The 18,990-nt window shown below is 73.3% G+C and carries 18 protein-coding genes; 10 read left to right on the top strand and 8 right to left on the bottom strand.

From position 1 onward, the window contains the following. The first annotated feature begins 6 nt into the window (after positions 1–6). The 8 genes from ABZY20_RS31440 to ABZY20_RS31475 all read left to right on the top strand — a co-directional run bounded on the left by ABZY20_RS31440 (position 7) and on the right by ABZY20_RS31475 (position 9,213). On the top strand, positions 7–1,254 hold the full coding sequence (locus ABZY20_RS31440) for a cytochrome P450 (RefSeq protein WP_356445945.1): 1,248 nt from the start codon (positions 7–9) through the stop codon (positions 1,252–1,254). Continuing rightward, positions 1,251–2,057: an enoyl-CoA hydratase/isomerase family protein gene (locus ABZY20_RS31445; protein WP_356445946.1), complete on the top strand. Its 807-nt coding sequence runs from the start codon at positions 1,251–1,253 to the stop codon at positions 2,055–2,057. Before ABZY20_RS31440 ends, ABZY20_RS31445 begins: the two co-directional genes overlap by 4 nt. A 282-nt stretch (positions 2,058–2,339) precedes the next feature. Further along, entirely contained in the window at positions 2,340–3,521 is a 1,182-nt protein-coding gene (locus tag ABZY20_RS31450) for an acyltransferase (protein WP_356445948.1), read from the top strand. 175 nt (positions 3,522–3,696) lie between these two features. Beyond that, positions 3,697–4,119: a DUF350 domain-containing protein gene (locus ABZY20_RS31455; RefSeq protein WP_356445950.1), complete on the top strand. Its 423-nt coding sequence runs from the start codon at positions 3,697–3,699 to the stop codon at positions 4,117–4,119. 140 nt (positions 4,120–4,259) lie between these two features. Continuing rightward, complete coding sequence (locus tag ABZY20_RS31460; RefSeq protein ID WP_356445952.1) at positions 4,260–6,224, top strand: protein-arginine deiminase domain-containing protein; 1,965 nt, start codon at positions 4,260–4,262, stop codon at positions 6,222–6,224. A 1,021-nt stretch (positions 6,225–7,245) separates the two neighbouring features. Next, positions 7,246–7,938, top strand: coding sequence for a GAF and ANTAR domain-containing protein (locus tag ABZY20_RS31465; protein ID WP_356445954.1), 693 nt, complete (start codon positions 7,246–7,248; stop codon positions 7,936–7,938). 150 nt (positions 7,939–8,088) lie between these two features. Further along, positions 8,089–8,625: an ATP-binding protein gene (locus ABZY20_RS31470; protein WP_356445955.1), complete on the top strand. Its 537-nt coding sequence runs from the start codon at positions 8,089–8,091 to the stop codon at positions 8,623–8,625. Between the two features lie 39 nt (positions 8,626–8,664). Beyond that, a complete protein-coding gene (locus ABZY20_RS31475; protein ID WP_356445957.1) occupies positions 8,665–9,213 on the top strand; it encodes a phosphatase PAP2 family protein in 549 nt (182 codons plus the stop codon). A gap of 91 nt (positions 9,214–9,304) precedes the next feature. Here the strand turns inward: ABZY20_RS31475 and ABZY20_RS31480 are convergent, their stop codons facing one another. The 3 genes from ABZY20_RS31480 to ABZY20_RS31490 form a co-directional block, all read right to left on the bottom strand. Continuing rightward, a complete protein-coding gene (locus tag ABZY20_RS31480; RefSeq protein WP_356445959.1) occupies positions 9,305–9,583 on the bottom strand; it encodes a GlsB/YeaQ/YmgE family stress response membrane protein in 279 nt (92 codons plus the stop codon). Positions 9,584–9,903: 320 nt separating this feature from the next. Next, positions 9,904–10,596, bottom strand: a complete 693-nt coding sequence (locus ABZY20_RS31485) for an ABC transporter ATP-binding protein (RefSeq protein ID WP_356445961.1) — start codon at positions 10,594–10,596, stop codon at positions 9,904–9,906. Beyond that, complete coding sequence (locus ABZY20_RS31490; protein WP_356445963.1) at positions 10,593–11,681, bottom strand: ABC transporter permease; 1,089 nt, start codon at positions 11,679–11,681, stop codon at positions 10,593–10,595. The genes ABZY20_RS31485 and ABZY20_RS31490 overlap by 4 nt, the downstream gene beginning before the upstream one ends. A gap of 172 nt (positions 11,682–11,853) precedes the next feature. Here ABZY20_RS31490 and ABZY20_RS31495 point away from each other — a divergent pair, with 172 nt between their 5' ends. Both ABZY20_RS31495 and ABZY20_RS31500 read left to right on the top strand, forming a co-directional pair. Continuing rightward, complete coding sequence (locus ABZY20_RS31495; RefSeq protein WP_356445965.1) at positions 11,854–13,068, top strand: sensor histidine kinase; 1,215 nt, start codon at positions 11,854–11,856, stop codon at positions 13,066–13,068. Continuing rightward, a complete protein-coding gene (locus ABZY20_RS31500; RefSeq protein WP_356445967.1) occupies positions 13,065–13,700 on the top strand; it encodes a response regulator transcription factor in 636 nt (211 codons plus the stop codon). Before ABZY20_RS31495 ends, ABZY20_RS31500 begins: the two co-directional genes overlap by 4 nt. Positions 13,701–13,714: 14 nt before the next feature. Here the strand turns inward: ABZY20_RS31500 and ABZY20_RS31505 are convergent, their stop codons facing one another. Genes ABZY20_RS31505 through ABZY20_RS31525 form a run of 5 tightly spaced genes read right to left on the bottom strand, consistent with a single transcriptional unit; the run spans position 13,715 to position 18,671 of the window. Continuing rightward, positions 13,715–14,956, bottom strand: coding sequence for an ABC transporter substrate-binding protein (locus tag ABZY20_RS31505; protein ID WP_356446059.1), 1,242 nt, complete (start codon positions 14,954–14,956; stop codon positions 13,715–13,717). A 41-nt stretch (positions 14,957–14,997) separates the two neighbouring features. Next, complete coding sequence (locus ABZY20_RS31510; protein ID WP_356446061.1) at positions 14,998–16,101, bottom strand: branched-chain amino acid ABC transporter permease; 1,104 nt, start codon at positions 16,099–16,101, stop codon at positions 14,998–15,000. 34 nt (positions 16,102–16,135) lie between these two features. Next, positions 16,136–17,035 carry a branched-chain amino acid ABC transporter permease gene (locus tag ABZY20_RS31515; RefSeq protein ID WP_356445969.1) on the bottom strand — a complete coding sequence of 300 codons (900 nt, stop codon included), beginning with the start codon at positions 17,033–17,035 and terminating at the stop codon, positions 16,136–16,138. Continuing rightward, positions 17,032–17,838 (bottom strand): ABC transporter ATP-binding protein, encoded by an 807-nt coding sequence (locus ABZY20_RS31520; protein WP_356445971.1) that lies wholly within the window; start codon positions 17,836–17,838, stop codon positions 17,032–17,034. Before ABZY20_RS31520 ends, ABZY20_RS31515 begins: the two co-directional genes overlap by 4 nt. Further along, positions 17,835–18,671 (bottom strand): ABC transporter ATP-binding protein, encoded by an 837-nt coding sequence (locus ABZY20_RS31525; RefSeq protein ID WP_356445973.1) that lies wholly within the window; start codon positions 18,669–18,671, stop codon positions 17,835–17,837. The genes ABZY20_RS31520 and ABZY20_RS31525 overlap by 4 nt, the downstream gene beginning before the upstream one ends. Between the last annotated feature and the right edge of the window lie 319 nt (positions 18,672–18,990).

Consider the following 18,990-nt stretch of genomic DNA (forward strand, 5'->3'; position numbering starts at 1 on the left):
GCTACCGTGGGTAGTGTCACGACTCCGTCCTTGGACGGTCGGGCCACCGTTTCCCTGTTCTCCCGTCTCAGGACGGCTGACGGACAGGCCGACCCGTTCCCCCTCTACGCAGAGCTCAGGGCGCGCGGCGCAGTCAGCCCCGCGCCCTGGGGCGGGTTCCTCGTCACCGGTTACACCACTTGTGAGCAGGTGCTGCGCAACGGAATCTGGCTCGAGCCGGACACCCGGTGGCGAGAGCAGCAGGGCGCCCGTACCCGCTGGAGCGCCCCTTCGTCCCGGGAGATCAGCCGCACCCTGCCCGCGCTCAACCCCCCGGAGCACACGCGGGTGCGCCGGTCGGCCGGCGGCTTCGACCGCGGCTCCATCGACCGGATCGGCCGCCGGGTGACCGGAATTGTCGACCGGCTGCTGGCAGACCTGCGCGAGCGGCTGTCCGCGGGAGAGGCCGACTTCGCGGAACTGGTGAGCGAGGAGCTTCCCGTGGCCACCATCGGTGACTGGCTCGGCCTGCCCAGCGCCGACTGGCCCCGCCTGCGTGAGCTGACCCACGAACAGGTCTTCACCCAGGAACTGCTCCCCAACGCAAGCCAGCTGGCCCGCTCCGACGCCGCCATGGCCGAACTGCGCGCCTACTTCCTGGACTTGGTGCGGTCACGGCGCAAACGCCCCGGGGACGACCCCGTCTCCGGGTGGATCCGCACATGGGACGAGCTGGAACCCGACCGGGACAGGGCGGACGAAGCCGTCTACTTCCTCGCCCTGTTCGTCCTGCTGGCGGCGCTGGAGACGACGGCGACCCTGTTGTCGACCATGACGCTCCGGCTCGTCGAGGACCCCGGCCGCTGGAGCCTGCTCGCCCTGCAGCCCGACCTGGTACCGGCGTTCGTGGAGGAGACCCTGCGCCACGACCCTCCCACGCACGTCATCAGCCGCGTCGCCGGGCAGGACACCGTGCTGGCGGACACCGAGGTCGCCGCCGGCCAGATGGTCCACCTCATGGTGGGCGCCGCCCACCGCGACCCCGAGCGGTTCACCGACCCCGACTCCTTCCAGCCCCACCGCAACCCCTCCCACCTGGCCTTCAGCTGGGGCATCCACTACTGCCTCGGAGCGCCCCTGGCCCGGCTGGAAGCCCAGACCCTGCTTCGCCACATGATCGCCCGCCTGCCGCGACTCACCCTGGTCCGCCGCCCCGCGATGGCACCCCGGGTCGCGTTCAGGCGCCTGCTGAACCTGGATGTAGCACTGGCATGAACCTGTCCCGCACCCCCGCCGCCGTGTCCGCCGCACCCCTGCGGACACGGGAGGCCCCCCTCGCACCGCCCGCGCTGGACCTCACCCGGACCGGCCCCGTGCTCCACGTCCGGCTCAACCCGGCCGCCCAGGACGACGTGCTCAATGCGGCGGTCCTGGACGCCTTGATCGCCGTCCTCGACGACCTGCACGACCAGCCCGACGTGCGCATCCTGGTGCTCTCCTCCCTCGGCAGCGACTTCTGCCTGGGGGCGGACCGCCGGGAGTACCAGGACGCCCTGGACACCGACCCCACCGGCACCACCCTGCGGCGCATCGCGGACAAGGCCCACCGCTTGTGCCAGGCACTGGAGAACACCCATGCCGTCACCATCGCCCGGCTCCACGGCAAGGTCGTCGGCGCCGGCCTCGCCCTGGCCGCCTACTGCGACCTCCGGGCCGGAGCGGACACCTGCCGCTTCCGGATGCCGGAGGTCGGCCTCGGGCTCGCGCCCGCGTGGGGCGGCGCCATGGGCCGTCTGATCACGGAGGCGGGCGCCGCCCGGATCCGCGAACTCATGCTCACCTGCGAGACGTTCGACGCCCTCACCGCCCATCGCCTCGGCCTCCTCCACAAGGTCGCCCCGCTCGACGCCCTGGACGACACCATCACCGCCTGGACGAAACCCCTCTCCCGGCGCTCCCCGCAGGCCCTCCTGCTGACCAAACGCATGCTCACCGGCTACGCGAAGGCCGCCCGCACGGCCGACCCCACCCTGCTGGACGCCCACCTCCTGGCCGCCCAACTGGCCCAGCCGCGCTGACCGGCACCCGCCCGGCCACAGCTTCCGGCCTCCCGGTCCCGCCCGTCCGCGGGCCGGGGCAACCGACCTGCCGGAAGCACCGCGGCCCTCCGGCGCACCGGGCCCCGGGGACCCCTCCCCGGGGCCCGCGTCGCGTCCGGGCCGGGCCGGTCCACCGGGCCCGCGGGCGGCAACCGCCCCGTGCGGCCGCGAGCTTGACTCAAGCGGGGCGTCCCACCTTCGGGACATGCCGGGTGCGGCTCGGTGCGTGGTCATGCTCGCGACTCAGAACCTGGAGGCACCATGCCGGCATCGGCGGTTCCCGAAGCGCCCGAGACATCGTCGTCACGGCTGCCCTCGCTCACCGGGATGCGGTTCGCCGCCGCCTTCATGGTGCTGATCTGCCACATCGGCATCGTCCTGGTACCCCGTGTGCACAAGCCCTGGCTCGACTGGACCGAGCCCTACGTCTACGCCCTGGGACCCACCGGAGTCGTCTTCTTCTTCGTCCTCAGCGGGTTCGTGCTGACCTGGGCGGCGCGGCCGGGAGACACCCGCGCGCTCTTCTGGCGCCGGCGCCTGGTGAAGATCTATCCGAACCACCTGGTCACCCTGGGCGCCGCGGTGGCCCTGATGCTCCTCACGGGCCAGGCGGTGACCGCCGCCAACACCCTGCCCACCCTGTTCCTGGTGCAGAGCTGGATTCCCGACCAGGAGGTCGTGCTCAACTACACGTCCAACGCCCCGACGTGGTCGCTCGCCTGCGAGCTGCTGTTCTACCTGACCTTCCCCGCGCTCCTTCCGCTGCTGCGCAGGATCCGCGCCGGGCGGTTGTGGTGGTGGCTGGGCGGTGTGGCCCTGCTGATCTGCGCGTTGCCGTTCGTCGCGCTGCTGCTGCCGGAGCAGCCGATGATGACGAACACCGAGACGCCGTGGTGGCCGTTGTGGTTCACCTACTACTTCCCGCTCAGCAGGATGCTGGAGTTCGTGCTGGGGATGCTGACGGCGCGCATCGTACTCAGCGGACGCTGGATCGGTCTGCCGCTCGTCCCCGCCACCCTGCTGGCCGGGGCGAGCTTCGTCGTCACCGCGGGGCTGCTGCCGGAGATGTACAGCCAGACGTCCGCGATCGCCCTCTTCCTCGCCCTGCTCATCGCCGCCGGCGCCACCGCGGACGTGCGCGGCCGTCCGACGTTCTTCCGCACGAGGACCATGGTCCTCCTCGGCGAGATCTCCTTCGCCCTCTACATGGTCCACTGGCTGGTCATCCTGCACGGCCCGATGCGGATGATCGACGCCGGCGGCTGGACGGGCAGGACGACGATTCCCCGGGCCCTGCTGGAGGGGAGCCTGACCGTGGTCATCACCCTGGTCCTGGCCTGGCTGCTCCACCGCCTCGTCGAACGCCCCGCGGTGCGCCGCTGGAGCCGGCCCGCGGCACCCGGCAGGTCCCCGCGGCCGGCTGACGCCGGGGTCCGCCGGTGAGCACCTCGCACTGCAGGACTCGGGGGACGCACGGCCTCGCGTCCATCGGCGAGTTGCCGCCCGGACCGAGCGGCGGCTCGGGGAAGGGCCGGGCGCCGTCCGGCAGGCAGCACCGGTGCGCTACATTTTGCCTCTCCTTGACCGCGTTCACTCACACCACGGAGTCGGCAAGCACATGAGCGATATCGTCAACGGCCTCGGGCGGGCCACCGCGTACGGCGGTCTCGGACTGGTCCTGCTGGTCCTGGGCATCGTCCTGGTCGACGTGCTGACGCCCGGGAAGCTCGGCCGGCAGATCTGGGAGCAGCGCAACCGCAACGCGGCCATGGTGCTCAGCTCGGCGCTGCTCGGGATAGGCGGCATCGTGTTCACGTCCATCTGGACGACGTACGAGGACTTCGGCAAGGGACTCGTCTCGACCGCGGTGTTCGGGCTGCTCGGGCTGGTGATGATGGCCGTGGCGTTCCTGGTCGTGGACCTGATCACGCCGGGGCGCCTGGGTGAGTCGCTCGTCGAGACGGAGCCTCATCCCGCGGTGTGGGTGACGGCGTCCTGCAACCTCGCCGTCTCCGCGATCATTTCGGCGTCCATCGCCTGAACGCCGCCGCCCCTTCACCTCCGAGGGGGCGGCGGGACGCGGCCCGCAACGGCGTCAGGAGCAACTGGCGTCCCGCAGTGAACGCACATCCACTGTTCCTCCTCTTCCAGGGCGAACCCCCCAACGGAGAGGAACGTGCTGTGCGTTCACTTACGCGTACCCCCATACGTTCGCGCCTGTACCCGGCCGGGTCGGTGGTCCTGGCCCTGGCCGCCGCCGGATCCGTGCTGGCCGGACCGGCCGCCGCCGCCGATGCGGGCGGGCGCGCCGATCTGCGGGCGGACGTGAACCGCGACGGACGGGTGGACGTCACCGGTGGCAGCGACACGACGGGTGAGGACGGCTGGTCCGTCCGGCGCGGAGCCGTGTTCCTGCCGAACATCGATGACGACACCAAGCGGTGCCCGGTCACCGGGCCCGGTGGCAGACCGCTGTCCGACGCCAAGCTGGCCGCGTGCAACGACGCCACCGACACCAAGGTCAACGGCGCCCGGGACGCCGCCGACCTCGCCCGGGTCCGTTCCGTGCCCCAGCCGGGCCTGCCCGCGGCCGCCAAGGGCAGCCTGAAGATCACGACGGGCGGCAAGCACGCGCGGCTCTTCCTCGAGCGGGCCGGGAAGTGGGTGCCGGTGACGTCCGGGACCCGGCTGACCGCGGCCGAGCTGCGAGCCGGTGTGGAGTTCGGCGTCGAGGCCACCGACGTGGTCCGGGACCCCGCGAAGTGGGACGGCCGTGCGGTGGTGCGGCTGACGGTGACCACCGGTCGGACGTCCACCTCGGACGCCGTGACCCTGCGTGTCGCGCCGCTCCTGACCCATCATCACCTGCAGAAGACCGAGCAGGTGATGGTGACCGAGGTCCAGGGTGAGGGCCCGTACAGCCGTCTGCAGCAGAAGTTCGTGGCCGACCTCGCCCAGCAGGTCAAGAGCGCCGGCGTCACCAAGCCCCTGGTGACGTTCACCAAGTACGCCGACCCCTGGGCCCAGGACTTCGTCGAACCGGCCTACGTCAGCATGACCGGGCCGGGCGGCCGGCGGCACGTGATGCGCGTGATGCTGCGTTCCGCCCAGCCGGACCGGGACGCGGGCCGGGAGCTGTTCGAGAAGGTGCGCGGCCGGGACATCGGTGTCGTGCAGGTGACCGACCGGGCCGAGCCCGACGACTGGTCGCTCAACTCCATGGGGAACCTGGAGACCATCCCGCCCTACACGCACGGCGGGCGCTCCTTCCCGGCCGGGCGGATCATCATGGGCGAGCGCAAGGACAGCGGGGCGCGCCCGTCGAAGGTGATGCGGAAGCTGCTCGCGTCGCAGGGGCTGCAGGACCCGCTGCTGCTGGACACGTCCTGGCTCGGCGTGGGCCACGTCGACGAGTTCGTGCAGTTCCTGCCCGCCGACACCCCGCGCGGCTGGCGCATGGGCGTCGCCGACCCGCAGGCGGGGCTGCGGCTGCTGCGGGACGCCCAGCGCGACGGCCACGGCAGGACGAAGATGTTCTCCGTCCCGGGCCGCAGTGACAGTCCGGCGCCCAAGGAGACCATCGACCAGGCGCTCGCGTCGCGTCACCTGGTGGCCGACAACGAGATGGCGGCGCGGCGCATCGCGGCCAACCTGGAGGTCCTCAAGCGCGAGACGGGGGTCACCGACGCCGAGATCGTGCGGGTGCCGGCGCTGTACACCCGTGACTCGGAGGCCCAGACCGCCGACGGCCGGGAGATCCCCGTACCGCGTCTGACCCGCATGGGCGCCGGTTCCGCCCTCGTGGACGGGCTCGGGGACCACGGACAGCAGAAGTGGCTCGCCCGGAACCCGGCCGCCGGGCGTCCGGCGGCTCCGGCGACGGTGACGACCAGCGCGTACGTACCCGGTGCGGTCAACGGCGTGCTCCTGGCGCGCGACCGCTACCTCGCCCCGCGGCAGTGGGGGCCCGTCATCGGCGGCAAGGACGTCTTCACGGAAGCCGTCTCCGCCGCCTACCGGAGGGCCGGCCTGAAGGTGTCGTACATCGACGACTGGTACACCTACCACCTCGGCATGGGGGAAGTGCACTGCGGCACCAACACCCTGCGCGACGCGACGGCCGCGTGGTGGCAGCGCCGGCCGTGAGCCGGGGCGCAAGCGGCGCGGGCTCCGGCACGGACCGCCGCTGAACCGCGCCTCCGTGCCTCGCCGCCCCTGGCCAGGGCCCGTCTCCGGTCAGGGGCGGGCCCGCGGGGCGTGACGTCTGTGGCGCACGGTGCGCTGTAACGGGTGGGGCCCGAGACCGGGCCCGGTGATGCCCGCTTTCCCCCCGTGAGCGGGTACTCGCGCGGGCGGGCAGGCACCTCCTGGTGACCTGCCCGCCCCGTGCGGCCAGGCCGGGCTCCGGCCGGCCGAACCGTCGACGCGGCGTGGGACCGGGGCCGAACGATCCGGTGGACGGGGATGACGATCCGGTGGACGGGGATGCGGATGCGTGTGTCGGATCGGTACGAGCTGCACGAACCGCTGGGGGCGAGGCGCGACGGGCGAGGTCCGGCGCGGCCCGGACATCCCCGACGTGCTCGCCGGTCATGTGCTGGACTGGACCGCCTGGCCAAGGACCCGGACCGACGCCCCACAGCGGGGCAGGCAGCCGCCTGGCTGTCCGCCCTGGCGCGGTCGGCCGGCGTACCGGCGTCCACCCCGGTGAGTCCGGCCGGTCCGCCTCCGTAGTCCCTGTGTCTCCGCCCTCGGGGACGGCCCCGGGCCGAAGGGCCGGGGTCACCGGCCGTCCGGCGCACCGGCGCGTCCCGGAACGCGCTGGTCGCCGTCGGCGGCCTCGCCGTGCTCGCCGTGCTCGCCGTCTCGGCGGCCTTCGGCGCGCCCCTGACCGGCGCGAGCGAGGGCACCTCCCCAGGTCCCGCGCCCAGCCCTCCTGCCTCCTCTCTCTCTCCCCCCCCGCCTCCGGCGAGCAGCCCCGCACCGCACCCGCTCCCCCATCCGGGCCCTCCGCAGCGGCGCCGGGCACCGGTCCCGGCGACCACCAGGGCGGGCGAGCGGCGCAGGGGCTGCGGGGAACGCTCGCCGCTGGTCCGGCACCGGCAGAGGGACGCTCCACATGGGCGGGCGGTACTGTGAATCGACTGATCGAGACAGGCGGTGGCGGATGCAGTGGCAGGAGTTCGCCGAGGAAATGGCTCAGCTCGCGCGAACGCTGCTGGCCCAGGACTCGGTACAGGGAACGCTCGACGAGATCGCGGCATCGGCGGTGAAGCTGGTCGACGGCTGTGACGCGGCCGGGATCCTGGCGGTGCGCAAGGGCCGGGCCGTCACACTGGCCTCCTGCGGGGACATGGTCGAGGAGTCCGACCGCCTGCAGGGCGAGCTGGGTGAGGGTCCGTGCTTCGACCTCGCCCGGCGCAAGGGCGACGACCGCGTCTTCCGGGTCACGGACATGACCCGGCCCCAGCCGAACTGGCCGCGCTACGCGGCGGCGGCACGCGAACTGGGGATCGGCAGCATGACGGGCGTCCTGCTCTACACCCACGACGAGGACTTCGGCGCGCTGGACCTGTACGCCCGGCGCCCGGGCACCTTCACCAAGGAGGTCGAGACCGCCGGCTGGCTGCTCGCGTCGCACGCCGCCGTCGCGCTGGCCGACGCCCGCACCATCGACCAGCTCCAGCACGCCCTGGAGACCCGGCACGCGATCGGTGAGGCGATGGGCATCCTCATGGAACGCCACGGAATGGACGAGGACGCCGCGTTCGCCGTCCTGCGCCGCATCTCCCAGCACCACAACATCAAGCTCCGCGACGTCGCCCAACGCGTGCGCGCCGACCGGGGGAACTCCGCCTGACCGACCCGTGCATTCCCCCGGTGCCCGGCGCGGCATCACGAAGGGAAAGAGATCGAGCCGGCGCCGTGTGCGCGGTGCGGGCCCGGGTAAACGCTCGACGACAATCCGACCGTCCTTCGCGGAACCACGCATCACAACGAAAGATCTCACATGGTCATCCCGCTTATGAAGCAGGCGGATGAGCAGGGCGGGAACGAGCGCGCCGCGCTGCATTTCAGCGCGGCGTGGGCCGAAGGGGCCGTCTGCCCGGTGGAGGCACGCCTGGCCCTGAGTGCCTTCCTCTCCCATGCGCCGCACACCGGCCGCACCCCGGTGCCGCCGCCGCTGTTCCTGGACGCCCAACTCGTCGTCAGCGAACTCGTCACCAACGCCGTCCGGCACGCTCCCGGCCCCTGCGGGATGAATCTGCGGCTGGCGAGGGACGAACTCGCCATCACCGTGTGGGACACCTCCACCCGGACGCCGGTGCTGCGGCACAGCGACGGGCACGGCATCGGCGGCCACGGCATGCGCGTGGTGCACCTGGTCAGCCGCTCCGTCGACGTCACCCTCGGCGCGCACGGGAAGCAGGTCACCGCCCGTCTGAGCCTGCCCGCCCACGACGGTGCGCGGGCCGCGGACAGGACCGCTCCCGCCGGCCCCCGCGCGGACGATCCACCACGGCCGGCGGCGCACGAAGGGCACTGATCCCGGTATGGGCCGCTCCCCAGCGGATACGCGTGCGGGATGAGTGTGCAGGCAAGATTGCGCAAGGGTGACCGCGTCGCCTCGCAGGAGGCGGGTGCACGGATTCCGGCCGCGGTGGGTCAGGTGCTGTCCGCGGTGGAGGAGGCAGCGGAGAGCACGAAGCTGTGGTGCGGGGCCGCCGTGGCGATGGCCGCGTTCGGCGGGTGGCGGGGCCGGAAGGCCGCAGCCGCGGGTCTGACGGCCCTGGCCTTGGCACAACTGGTCTCCAACGGCGTGGGCAAGCGACTCGCCGACCGGCCCAGGCCGCCCAAGGAGTGGTTTCCGCACGACGAGGTGGACGACCGTCCCGACTCGTCGTCCTTCCCCTCCGGGCACACCGCGGCCGCAGTCGCCTTCACCGCGGCCGTCGTCCCCACATGGCAGACCGCCGGCATCGCGTGCGCGGTGCCGGCGGCCATGGTGGCCGTCGAACGCGTGCAGTCGGGCGCCCATTACCCCAGTGACGTGGCCGCGGGTGCCGCCATCGGCCTGGCCAGTGCGTGGCTCACCCGGCGCCTCCCCCACCTGCTCCTGAGGAACTGGCGCTAGGGACACCGCTCCCCGTACACCAGGACGGCTCCCTTCCCCGTGAGTGGGAGGGAGCCGTCCTGGTACGCCCGGAGGCGGGTGCCTTCAGCGGTCACGCGTGACGGTGCGAATGACGGTTGCCGGTGACGAGGCGGTAGAGGGCGAGCAGGATGAGGGAGCCGACGATCGCGGCTATCCAGGTGGAGATCTCGAAGAACCCGTCGACGGAGTCGACACCGAAGATGACCTTCCCGAGCCAGCCGCCGAGCAGACCACCGGCGACGCCGATGAGCATGGTGATGATGATGCCGCCCGGGTCCTTGCCCGGCATCAGGGCCTTGGCGATGGCGCCGGCGATCAGCCCGATGAGAATCCAAGCAATGATGCCCATAATGCTTCTCCGCTTCGTCGTGTAAGGAAGTTGTTAAGTCTTCGGGTGCACCGAATCTGCACCTACAAACGTCCTCTCTCCACACGGGTTCGTCCGGCTCGCCGCGAAGAGCGGCGGCAGGCAGCGGACATCACGGCTTCTCGGCGCCGGCGAAGATCTGATGGACCGCGAAGTCGTCCTGGGGAAAAGGCGGTTGAAGCCCGCGATGCCGCCGGGCACGCCGGACCGGTACCGGCTCCCGTTCCCCTCGGCCTGACGTCGGATCCTTGATCCCGAACCCTCTGGCGAGTTGACGCCGGGTGAGGTGGGGGCGTCCTGCCTCAGGATCCGCCCGCCGGGGCGACCGCGAGGGCGAGCCGGCCGTCGTGGACCTCGGCGATCCGGTCGGCGGCGGCGAGGTGGGCGCGGTCGTGGGTGACCAGGACGGTGGCCGTGCCCCGCTGACGGGTCAGGCGGGTGATCAGGTCGATGACGGCGGCGCCGCGTTCGTGGTCGAGGGCGCTGGTGGGTTCGTCGACCAGCAGGACGGTGGGGTCGTTCATCAGGGCGCGGGCGATGTTGACCCGCTGGCGCTGGCCGCCGGAGAGCTGGTGGGGGTGGCGGCGGGCCTGTCCGGCCAGGCCTACGGCGTCGAGGAGTTCGAGCGCGCGGGCGCGGGCCGCTGACGGACGCCGGCCGTCGATCCGGGCCATGACCTGGAGCTGTTCGGCGGCGGTGAGGGACGGCAGCAGGTTGGGCTGCTGGAAGACGATGCCGATCCTGTGGCGGCGCAGTGCGGTCAGTTCGCCACGGCTCATGCCGGTGGTGTCGGTGCCGTCGACCGTGACGGTGCCGGCGTCGGGCGTGATGAGGGTGGCGGCCACGGCCAGGAGGCTGGACTTGCCGGAGCCGGAGGGGCCGACGACGGCGGTGAGGCTGCCGCCGGGGACGTCCAGGCTGAGGTTGTCGAGGGCGGTGAGGCGGGAGTCACCGTCGGGGTAGGTGAGGGTGATGCCGGTCAGGGTCAGGCTCATCGGGCGCTCCCGAGCGCGGTCAGCGGGTCGACGGAGGTGATGCGGCGGACGGACAGGGCGGCGCCGAGGGCGCCGAGGAGGATCATCGATGCGGCCGGCAGCAGGACGGTGGCGTGGGTGAGGAGGAACGGCACGGCCGAGCCGGCCGCGAGGGCGCCCAGGGCCGTGGCGATGGCGGTGCCGACCAGGGTGCCGGCGGTGAGCAGCACGAGGGCCTGGCCGAGGGCGTCCTTGAGAAGGCCGGCGGTGGAGGCGCCGAGGGCCTTCAGGACGGCGACGTCGCCGCTGCGCTGGATGGTCCAGACGGTGAAGAAGGCGCCGATGACGAGCGCGGAGATGGCGAACAGGAAGACCCTCATCAGCTGCAGGGAGCCGTTCTCCGAGGTGTAGGAGCCGATGGCGGTCAGGGAGTCGCCGGTGGTGACGGTCCTGGTGCCGATCTGCCGGTCGACGGCCTCCGGGTCGGCTTCCGGGGTGGTGTTCAGGGCGATGACGGTGGCGGTCGGGCCGTCCCCGGCGGCGGTGGGCGGCGCGGTCCGCTGCCAGGTGGCCAGGGCGGTCCAGACGACCGGGGTGTGGCTGAAGTGGGCGTCGCCCGAGACGGCTGCCACCGTCAGCCGCCGTCCGGCCAGGCCGAGCGAGTCACCGGTCGTCACGCCGAGGTCGTCGGCCGCGCTCGTGGACAGCACCGCCGTCCCGTCGTCGATCCTGCCGCTGTCCGGGGCGAGCGGGGAGCCGGGCCGGACGCCGAAGACGGACACCCCGGTGCTCCGCCCGGCGGCGGTGGCCCTGGTCGTGGTGATCCCCAGCGGTTCGGCGCTCTCGACGCCGGGCTCGGCCGCCCACCGCCGCCACTGCCGTTCGGTGACGGTGGAGTCGGCGTAGGACAGGTCGGCTCCGCTGCCGGGGTCCCGGAAGGCGATCCGGTCGGCGGGCAGCCCTGTGACGGCGGAGACGTTCTGCTGTCCCAGTCCGGCGGTCAGCCCGGACAGCAGCCCGACCAGCAGGGTGATCAGTACGATGACGGCTCCCATCAGGGCGAAGCGCCCCTTGGCGAACTTCAGGTCTCTCCAGGCGACGAACACGGCCCTTGCCTGTCCTTTCCGGCGTCGGAGGCGGTAGGACCCCAGCGTCGCCGCCGGCCCCCCGCCCGCGCGTCCGGCCGACGGTGGCACTTCACGGGCCGGAAGACGGCACACGGGTTGTAACTTTCGATGGAGGCCCCCGGCGCCCGCCTTTCGTAACCTGGGACGCACTGTGAACACCGCCGCCCCCGCCCTGACCCCGACCACCCGGGCCCTGGCCTGGTGCCTGCACCTGCTGATCGTCGCCCTGCTGGCGCTGACCGCCGCGCGCGCCGTCGCCGACGGCGGACCGCACGCCGCGCTGACCGTCGCCGTGGCGGCGACGTGCGCGGGGGTGTCCGCGGCCGGTCCGCTGCTGCCCCGCATCCGCCGCTCCCGGCGGGCCGCGACCGGCTGGCTGGCCGTGGTCGGCTGCTGCTGGCTGGTGCTGCTGGTCCTGTCCCCCGACGCGGTCTGGGTCGCCTTCCCGCTGTACTTCCTCCAGCTCCACCTGCTGCCCCGGCGCCTCGGGCCGGCCGCCGTGGCCGTCACGGCGGCGGCGGCCGTCACCGCCTTCGCCGCCCACCAGCAGTCCTTCAGCCCGGCGATGGCGCTCGGTCCGGCCCTGGGCGGGGCCGTCGCCGTCGCGGTGGTGTGGGGGTACGAGGCCCTGTACCGGGAGAGCGAACAGCGCCGGCGGTTGATCGAAGAGCTCACCGCCACCCGGGCCGACCTGGCCGCGGCCCAGCACACCGCCGGGGTCCTGGCCGAACGGGAGCGGCTGGCCCGCGAGATCCACGACACGCTCGCCCAGGGGCTCTCCAGCATCCAGCTGCTGCTGCGGGCCGCCGAACGGGCCCTGCCGGGCAAGCCCGACACCGCCGCCCGGCACGTGGAGGCGGCGCGCCAAGCCGCCGTGGACAACCTCGCCGAGGCCCGCCGCTTCGTCGCCGCCCTCACCCCGCCGGCCCTGGAGGGCACCACCCTGGCCGGTGCCCTGGAACGCCTGTGCGTCACCACCAGCGCCCGCCACCGGCTCACCGCGCGCTTCCACCTCAGCGGATCCCCGGCCCCGCTGCCGACCACGCACGAGGTCACCCTGCTGCGCATCGCCCAGTCCGCCCTGGCCAACACCGTCCGTCATGCCGACGCCACCACCGCCGAGGTCACCCTCAGCTATCTCGGCGACCGCATCGCGCTGGACGTCAAGGACGACGGGCGCGGCTTCGTGCCCGACGAGCTGCCCGAGCCCGATCCCGGCAGCGGCGGCTTCGGGCTGGCCGCCATGCGCGCCCGTACCCGCGCCCTCGGCGGCACGCTGACGATCGACTCCGCCCCGGGCCGCGGCACCGCCCTGGCCGCACAGCTGTCCCTCACCCCGTCCACCGAGCCCGAGGCCCGACCGTGACCGAGGCACCCGTCCGACTCCTCCTGGCCGACGACCACCCCGTCGTACGCGCCGGACTGCGCGCCGTGCTGGAGACCGAGCCCGGCCTGGTCATCGTGGCCGAGGCCGCCACCGCCGAAGCCGCTGTCGCCCGCGCCGCCGAGGGGGACGTCGACGTCGTCCTGATGGACCTGCAGTTCGGCGGGGGCATGGGCGGCGCCGAGGCCACGGCCCTGATCACCGCCCGGGCCGGTGCCCCCCGCGTGCTGATCGTCACCACGTACGACTCCGACGCCGACACCCTGCCCGCCATCGAGGCCGGGGCCACCGGCTACCTCCTCAAGGACGCCCCGCCCGAGGACCTGGCCGCCGCCGTGCGCACCGCGGCGGCGGGACGCACCACCCTGGCGCCCAGAGTCGCGGACCGGCTGATGAACCGGCTGCGCACACCCGGCACCGCCCTGACCCGGCGCGAGACGGAGGTGCTCACCCTGGTGGCCGTCGGCCTGTCCAACCAGGCCATCGGCCGGCGTCTCCATCTCACCGAGGGCACCGTCAAGTCCCACCTCGCCCGGGTCTACGCCAAGCTCGGCGTCGACTCACGCACCGCCGCGGTCGCCACCGCGGGCGATCTGGGACTCATCCGCCGCTGAACGGGGCCGTGGGGTCACGGGGTCCGGGAGGCGAGGTAGTCCTCGACGCCGGGGGCGGTGTGCGCCTCCTCCAGGTTCACCACCGCCCCGAGGGCCTTGGCGTCGGGCTTGTGCACGTAGGTCGAGGTGCTCGCGGGCTGCGACTTGTCGGAGAAGTCCTGGGCGGTGCCCAGGCCCACGTCGACGCTGGACTGGGAGCGGTGTGCCTCGACCACGTCCTCGCGGGCCAGGCTGCCGCTCTCGCAGGCCTTCTTCAGGGCGGTGCCCATCAGCTGGGCGGCGTTGTAGCCGGAGAGCACGCCGGAGTCGACCAGGGAGCCCGGGTACTTCTTCTTGTAGGAGGCGGCCATCTTGCGCACCCCGGGCAGGTCGGAGCTGACGGCGGGCGCGGCGCTGACCACGTTGAGCAGGGCGGCCAGGGCGGGGGCCGCGGGGGTCTTCATCAGCTGCGGGGCGTAGCCGGGGGCGCTGCTGACCACGGGCACCTTCAGGCCGCGGGAGGCCGCGACCCCGACCAGGGAGGCGGTCTGGGCCGGTCCGGCGCTGATCAGGATCGCCTTGACGCCCGCCTTGCGCAGGGCGGAGACCTGCGCGGACAGGTCGGTGTCGGTCGCCTTGATCTTCTGGGCGGAGATCTTCAGGCCGGCCCGCTTGGCCGCCCACCGGGAGCCTTCCAGCGCGTTGGCGCCGTAGTCGCCCTCGAAGTAGACGTGGCCGACGGTGTCGCCCTTGGCCAGGCCCTTGGTGCGGGTGAGGAAGTCGACCGCGGCGATCATGTCGATGTCGTAGGTGGTGCCCAGGACCTGGACGGCGTCCCGGCCGAGCAGGGACGCCGCCCAGGCCTGCGGGAAGGTGAGCATCTTGTCCCGCTCGATGTCGTCGAGCAGCGCGGCCATCACGGGCGACCCGATGACCTGGGGCAGCGCCACGACGTCGGCGGAGACGTCGGCGTAGGCGGTGACCGCCTTCTGCACGTCGTAGCCGTGGTCCTTGACGACGATCTCGACGCGCCGGCCGCAGACGCCGCCGCGGGCGTTGACCTCGTCGGCCCACATCTGCTGGGCCTGCACGATGCTCTTGCCGAGGGTGGCGTAGGGGCCGGTGAGGTCGGTCAGGGCGCCGAGCCTGATGGCCTTGTCGCTCACTCCGGGTCCGGTTCTGACGCCGTCGGCGCCGTCGCCCGTGTTCGCGGAGGAGTCCGCCTTGGAGCTGCATCCGGTGGCGGTGAGCAGCAGGGCCGCCAGGGCCGCGGTCAGAAGCGTCGTGGGGCGTGCGGGGTGCGTGTGGTGCGTGGACTTCACGGGGTGGGCTCCTTGGCTGGTGCGGCCGGTTCGGGTGTGGCAGTGGCGGAGGGGTCGGGCGCGGGTGGTGGGGTGGTCCGGCGGCGGCCCGGCCGGGCGCGCAGCCGGCGGGCCAGTCCGTGCAGCCCGTCGGGGGCGAACAGCAGGATCAGCACGATCGCCGCTCCGTAGAGGTAGCGGGCGGCCTCGGTGGGGCCGACCGTGCCGCCGGTGGTGCCGGGGGCGGCCACGAGGGGCAGGTGGTCGGCGTAGCGGGTCATCAGCAGGGGCAGCGCGGTGACGAAGACGGCACCGGCGGTGGCTCCGGCCACCGAGCCCAGCCCGCCGATGACGATCATGGCGAGGTAGTCGACCGACAGCACCAGGCCGAAGTAGTCGGGCACCACGCGGCGGAAGGACAGGGCGAGCATCACCCCGGCCAGACCGGCGTACATCGACGAGACGACGAAGGCCGCCGCGCGGTGGCGGGAGACGTCCACGCCCATCACCGCGGCCGCGGTCTCGCTGTCGCGCAGCGCCACCAGGGCGCGTCCGGGACGGCCGCGGAGCAGTCCGCGGGCGGTGAACCAGGTGACCGCGAACAGTGCGAGCCCCAGGTACCACAGGCGTTCCTCGGCGCCGAACGGCACGCCCAGCAAGGTGAGTTCGGGTGTCGTGGAGAAGGAGAAGCCGCCCACCTCCAGCGGCGGCACCGAGCGGCCGTTGAAGCCGCCGGTGACGGAGTCCGCGGTGAGCAGGACGTGGTGGCCGAGGAAGACCAGGGCGAGGGTGGCGACGCCGAGGTAGACGCCGCGCACCCGGCCCGCGACGGGGCTGAAGAGTCCACCGGCCGCCCCGGCGAGCAGCACGGCGAGCACGGCGGCCACGCCGGTCGGCAGACCCGGGCCGGGCTCACCGGCCAGCCAGACGTAGCCGTAGGCGCCCACGGCGAGGAAGAAGGCGTGACCGAGGGAGAGCTGGCCCGCCGTGCCGGACAGCAGTCCGAGGCCCACGGCGCCGATGGCCGCCGCCATCGAGAACAGCCCGATGCGCAGCCAGAACGCGTCGAGGTAGAAGGGCAGCGCGCACAGGACGGTGACGACCGCGAGGGTCCACCACACGCGCGGGGTGCCGGTGCGGGTTCCGGAGAGCCGGTCAGACACGGACCGCCGCCTTTCCGCCGAACAGCCCGGTGGGCCGCACCAGCAGGACGATGACCATCACCGCGTACGGGGCGACGTCGCCGAAGCCCTCGCCCAGGACGTGCAGGTCGGACTGGTAGCCCGCGACGAGCGCCTCGGTCATGCCGATCAGCAGGCTGCCCGCGAGCGCGCCGGGCGGCGAGGCCATGCCGCCGAGGATCGCCGCCGGGAACGCCTTCAGGGCGATCTGCCCGGTGGTGCGTTCCAGGCCGGGCGCGGGGAACGCGGCCAGGAAGACCGCCGCCAGGGCCGCCAGCGCCCCGGCCAGGCACCAGGCGAGCATGCGCACGCGCACCAGTCGTACGCCCATCAGGGCCGCTGCCTCGACGTCCTCGGCCGAGGCGCGCAGGGACAGGCCCCAGGAGGTGTACCGGAACAGCGCGAAGACACCGGCGATGACCAGCGCGGAGACGGCGATCGCGGCGAGACGGCTGTCCGCGACCGTCACCGGGCCCAGCCCGCTGACCGCGTCGCCCCAGGGGTCGCCCAGGGAGAGCAGGTCGCCGCCGATGCGCCGCGACAGGTCGGTGAGGATGAGGATGTCGACGCCGATGGTGACGATGGTCTGCACATGGGCGGTGTGCGGGTCCGTCCCGCCGCCGGCCTGGAGCAGGAAGCGGTCCATCGCGCCCGCCACGGCCGCGGTCACCAGCACGGACAGGGCGAGGGCGGCGGCGAAGCCGAGGTCGTCGTGGAGCACGGCGGTGAGGTAGCCGCCGAGCAGGAGCAGGGAGCCGTGGGCGAAGTTCATCACGCCCGAGGCCTTGAAGATGATGACGAATCCGAGGGCGACCAGGGCGTAGACCGCGCCCAGGGCGAGGCCGTTGAACACGTTGTCCAGCAGGGTGGTCATGCCGCGTCCTCCTCCGCCGTGTCCGCGCCGGTGCCGAGGTAGGCGCGCAGCACCTCGGGGTCGCGGCGGACCTCGTCCGGGGTGCCGTGCGCGATGACGCGGCCGAAGTCGAGGACGGTGACCTCGTCGGCGAGCCGCATGACCAGCCCCATGTCGTGTTCCACCAGCACCACGGACAGGCCGAGTTCGGCCCGTACGGCGTGCACGACCTCCACCGTGCGGGCGCGCTCGGCCGCGTTCATCCCGGCGACCGGTTCGTCCAGCAGCAGGACGCTCGGCTCCAGGCACAGGGCGCGGGCGAACTCCACGCGCTTGCGGTCGCCGTAGGAGAGGACGGCCACGGGGGTGTCGAAGTGGGCTTCCAGGCCGGTGAGTTCGGCGATCTCGCGTGCCCGGGCGAGGTGTGCGCGTTGTTCGCGCCGCGCGTGCGGCAGGCGCAGCGCGCTGGCGGCGAAGCCGGCGCGGGACAGGGCGTGGCGGCCCAGCATCAGGTTGTCGGCGACCGTGCCCTGGGTGGTGACGATGTTCTGGAACGTGCGGGCGACCCCGAGGGCGGCGATCCGGTGCGGGGCGAGCCGGGTCAGCTCGGCGGTCCCCAGCCGTACGGTGCCGGTGGCCGGGCGGCACACCCCCGACAGGACGTTGAAGCAGGTGGACTTGCCGGCCCCGTTGGGTCCGATGAGCGCGTGGACCGAGCCGGGGGCGACGGTGAAGGACACCGCGTCCAGGGCGGTGAGGCCGGCGAAGCGGACCGTCACGTCGGTGACGGCGAGTTCGGGTGGTGCGGTGGTGCGGACGGTCACGCGGCTCCCTGCCCCTCGGTTCTTCCCGCGGTGCGCGCGGTCGGCTCCTGTCCGGTGGTCCCGGTGTCCTGCGGTGCCTCGCCGAGGTACAGCCGTTTCACGGCGTCCGTGCGGGCGAGTTCGTCGGCGGGTCCGGAGAGCCGGACCTCGCCGACCTCCAGGACGTGGGCGGTGTCGGCGAGGGACAGGGCCATGCCGGCGTTCTGCTCGACCAGCAGGACGGCGGTGCCCTGGGCGTTGATCTCGCGTATGACCTCGGCGATCCGGTGGACCATCTGCGGGGCGAGGCCGAGCGAGGGCTCGTCCAGCAGCAGCAGACGCGGCGCGGCCATGAGGGCCCGGCCGATGGCGAGCATCTGCTGCTCACCACCGGAGAGCAGCCCCGCCGCCTGCCGCGTCCGTTCGGCGAGGCGCGGGAAGAGCGAGAAGACCCGCTCCCGTGCCTCGGCGACCTGGTCCGGGCGGCGCCGCCCGAGCCCGAGGCCGCCGGTGCGCAGGTTCTCGTCGACGGTGAGCCCGGCGAACACCCGGCGTCCTTCGGGGACCTGCACCACTCCGGCGCGCACCGCGGTGACCGGGTCGCGCCCGTCGAGTTCCGTGGCGCCGTAGCGGATCCGGCCGGCCGTGACCGCGCCGCGGTGCAGGCGCAGGGTCCCCGACACCGCCCGCAGCAGGGTCGTCTTGCCCGCCCCGTTGGCGCCGAGCAGCGCGACGACCGAGCCGTGCGGGACGGTGAGGGACACGGAACGAAGGGCACTCAGCGCGCGGCCGTAGGCCACGTCGAGGCCCTCGACGTACAGGGCGGGCTCTTCGTCCGGTGGTGCTTCGGGCATCACGGCTCCTCGCATCCGTGCCGCCGTCGGCACGGGCACATCGGGGGAAGGGCAGCCCACGACAGCACGGGCCGGGCGTGCGGTACAGGCGTTCGGACGGGACGGCTGCGCGGTCCCAACGCGGACGGGCCGTGTCTGTGCGGCTGCCCAGGGGCGGGGCGGCGAGCCCGGGGAAGCGGCCGGTGAGCGGGCGTGCGGCGAGCCCGGGGAAGCGGCCGGTGAGCGGGCGTGCGGCGAGCCCGGGGAAGCGGCCGGTGAGCGGGCGTGCGGATGAGGTGGGTGGTCCACATCGGACGGTCCGGATCCGGCGGTCCACATC

The sequence above is a fragment of the Streptomyces sp. NPDC006624 genome, assembly GCF_040611555.1.
Taxonomy (GTDB): domain Bacteria; phylum Actinomycetota; class Actinomycetes; order Streptomycetales; family Streptomycetaceae; genus Streptomyces.

Excerpts from the sequence above, each read along its gene's own strand:
- ABZY20_RS31515 (WP_356445969.1), bottom strand. The coding sequence starts at position 17,035 with ATGACCACCCTGCTGGACAACGTGTTCAACGGCCTCGCCCTGGGCGCG.
- ABZY20_RS31455 (WP_356445950.1), top strand. The coding sequence starts at position 3,697 with ATGAGCGATATCGTCAACGGCCTCGGGCGGGCCACCGCGTACGGCGGT.
- ABZY20_RS31450 (WP_356445948.1), top strand. The coding sequence starts at position 2,340 with ATGCCGGCATCGGCGGTTCCCGAAGCGCCCGAGACATCGTCGTCACGG.
- ABZY20_RS31525 (WP_356445973.1), bottom strand. The coding sequence starts at position 18,671 with ATGCCCGAAGCACCACCGGACGAAGAGCCCGCCCTGTACGTCGAGGGC.
- ABZY20_RS31475 (WP_356445957.1), top strand. The coding sequence starts at position 8,665 with ATGAGTGTGCAGGCAAGATTGCGCAAGGGTGACCGCGTCGCCTCGCAG.
- ABZY20_RS31485 (WP_356445961.1), bottom strand. The coding sequence starts at position 10,596 with ATGAGCCTGACCCTGACCGGCATCACCCTCACCTACCCCGACGGTGAC.
- ABZY20_RS31480 (WP_356445959.1), bottom strand. The coding sequence starts at position 9,583 with ATGGGCATCATTGCTTGGATTCTCATCGGGCTGATCGCCGGCGCCATC.
- ABZY20_RS31470 (WP_356445955.1), top strand. The coding sequence starts at position 8,089 with ATGGTCATCCCGCTTATGAAGCAGGCGGATGAGCAGGGCGGGAACGAG.
- ABZY20_RS31465 (WP_356445954.1), top strand. The coding sequence starts at position 7,246 with ATGCAGTGGCAGGAGTTCGCCGAGGAAATGGCTCAGCTCGCGCGAACG.
- ABZY20_RS31445 (WP_356445946.1), top strand. The coding sequence starts at position 1,251 with ATGAACCTGTCCCGCACCCCCGCCGCCGTGTCCGCCGCACCCCTGCGG.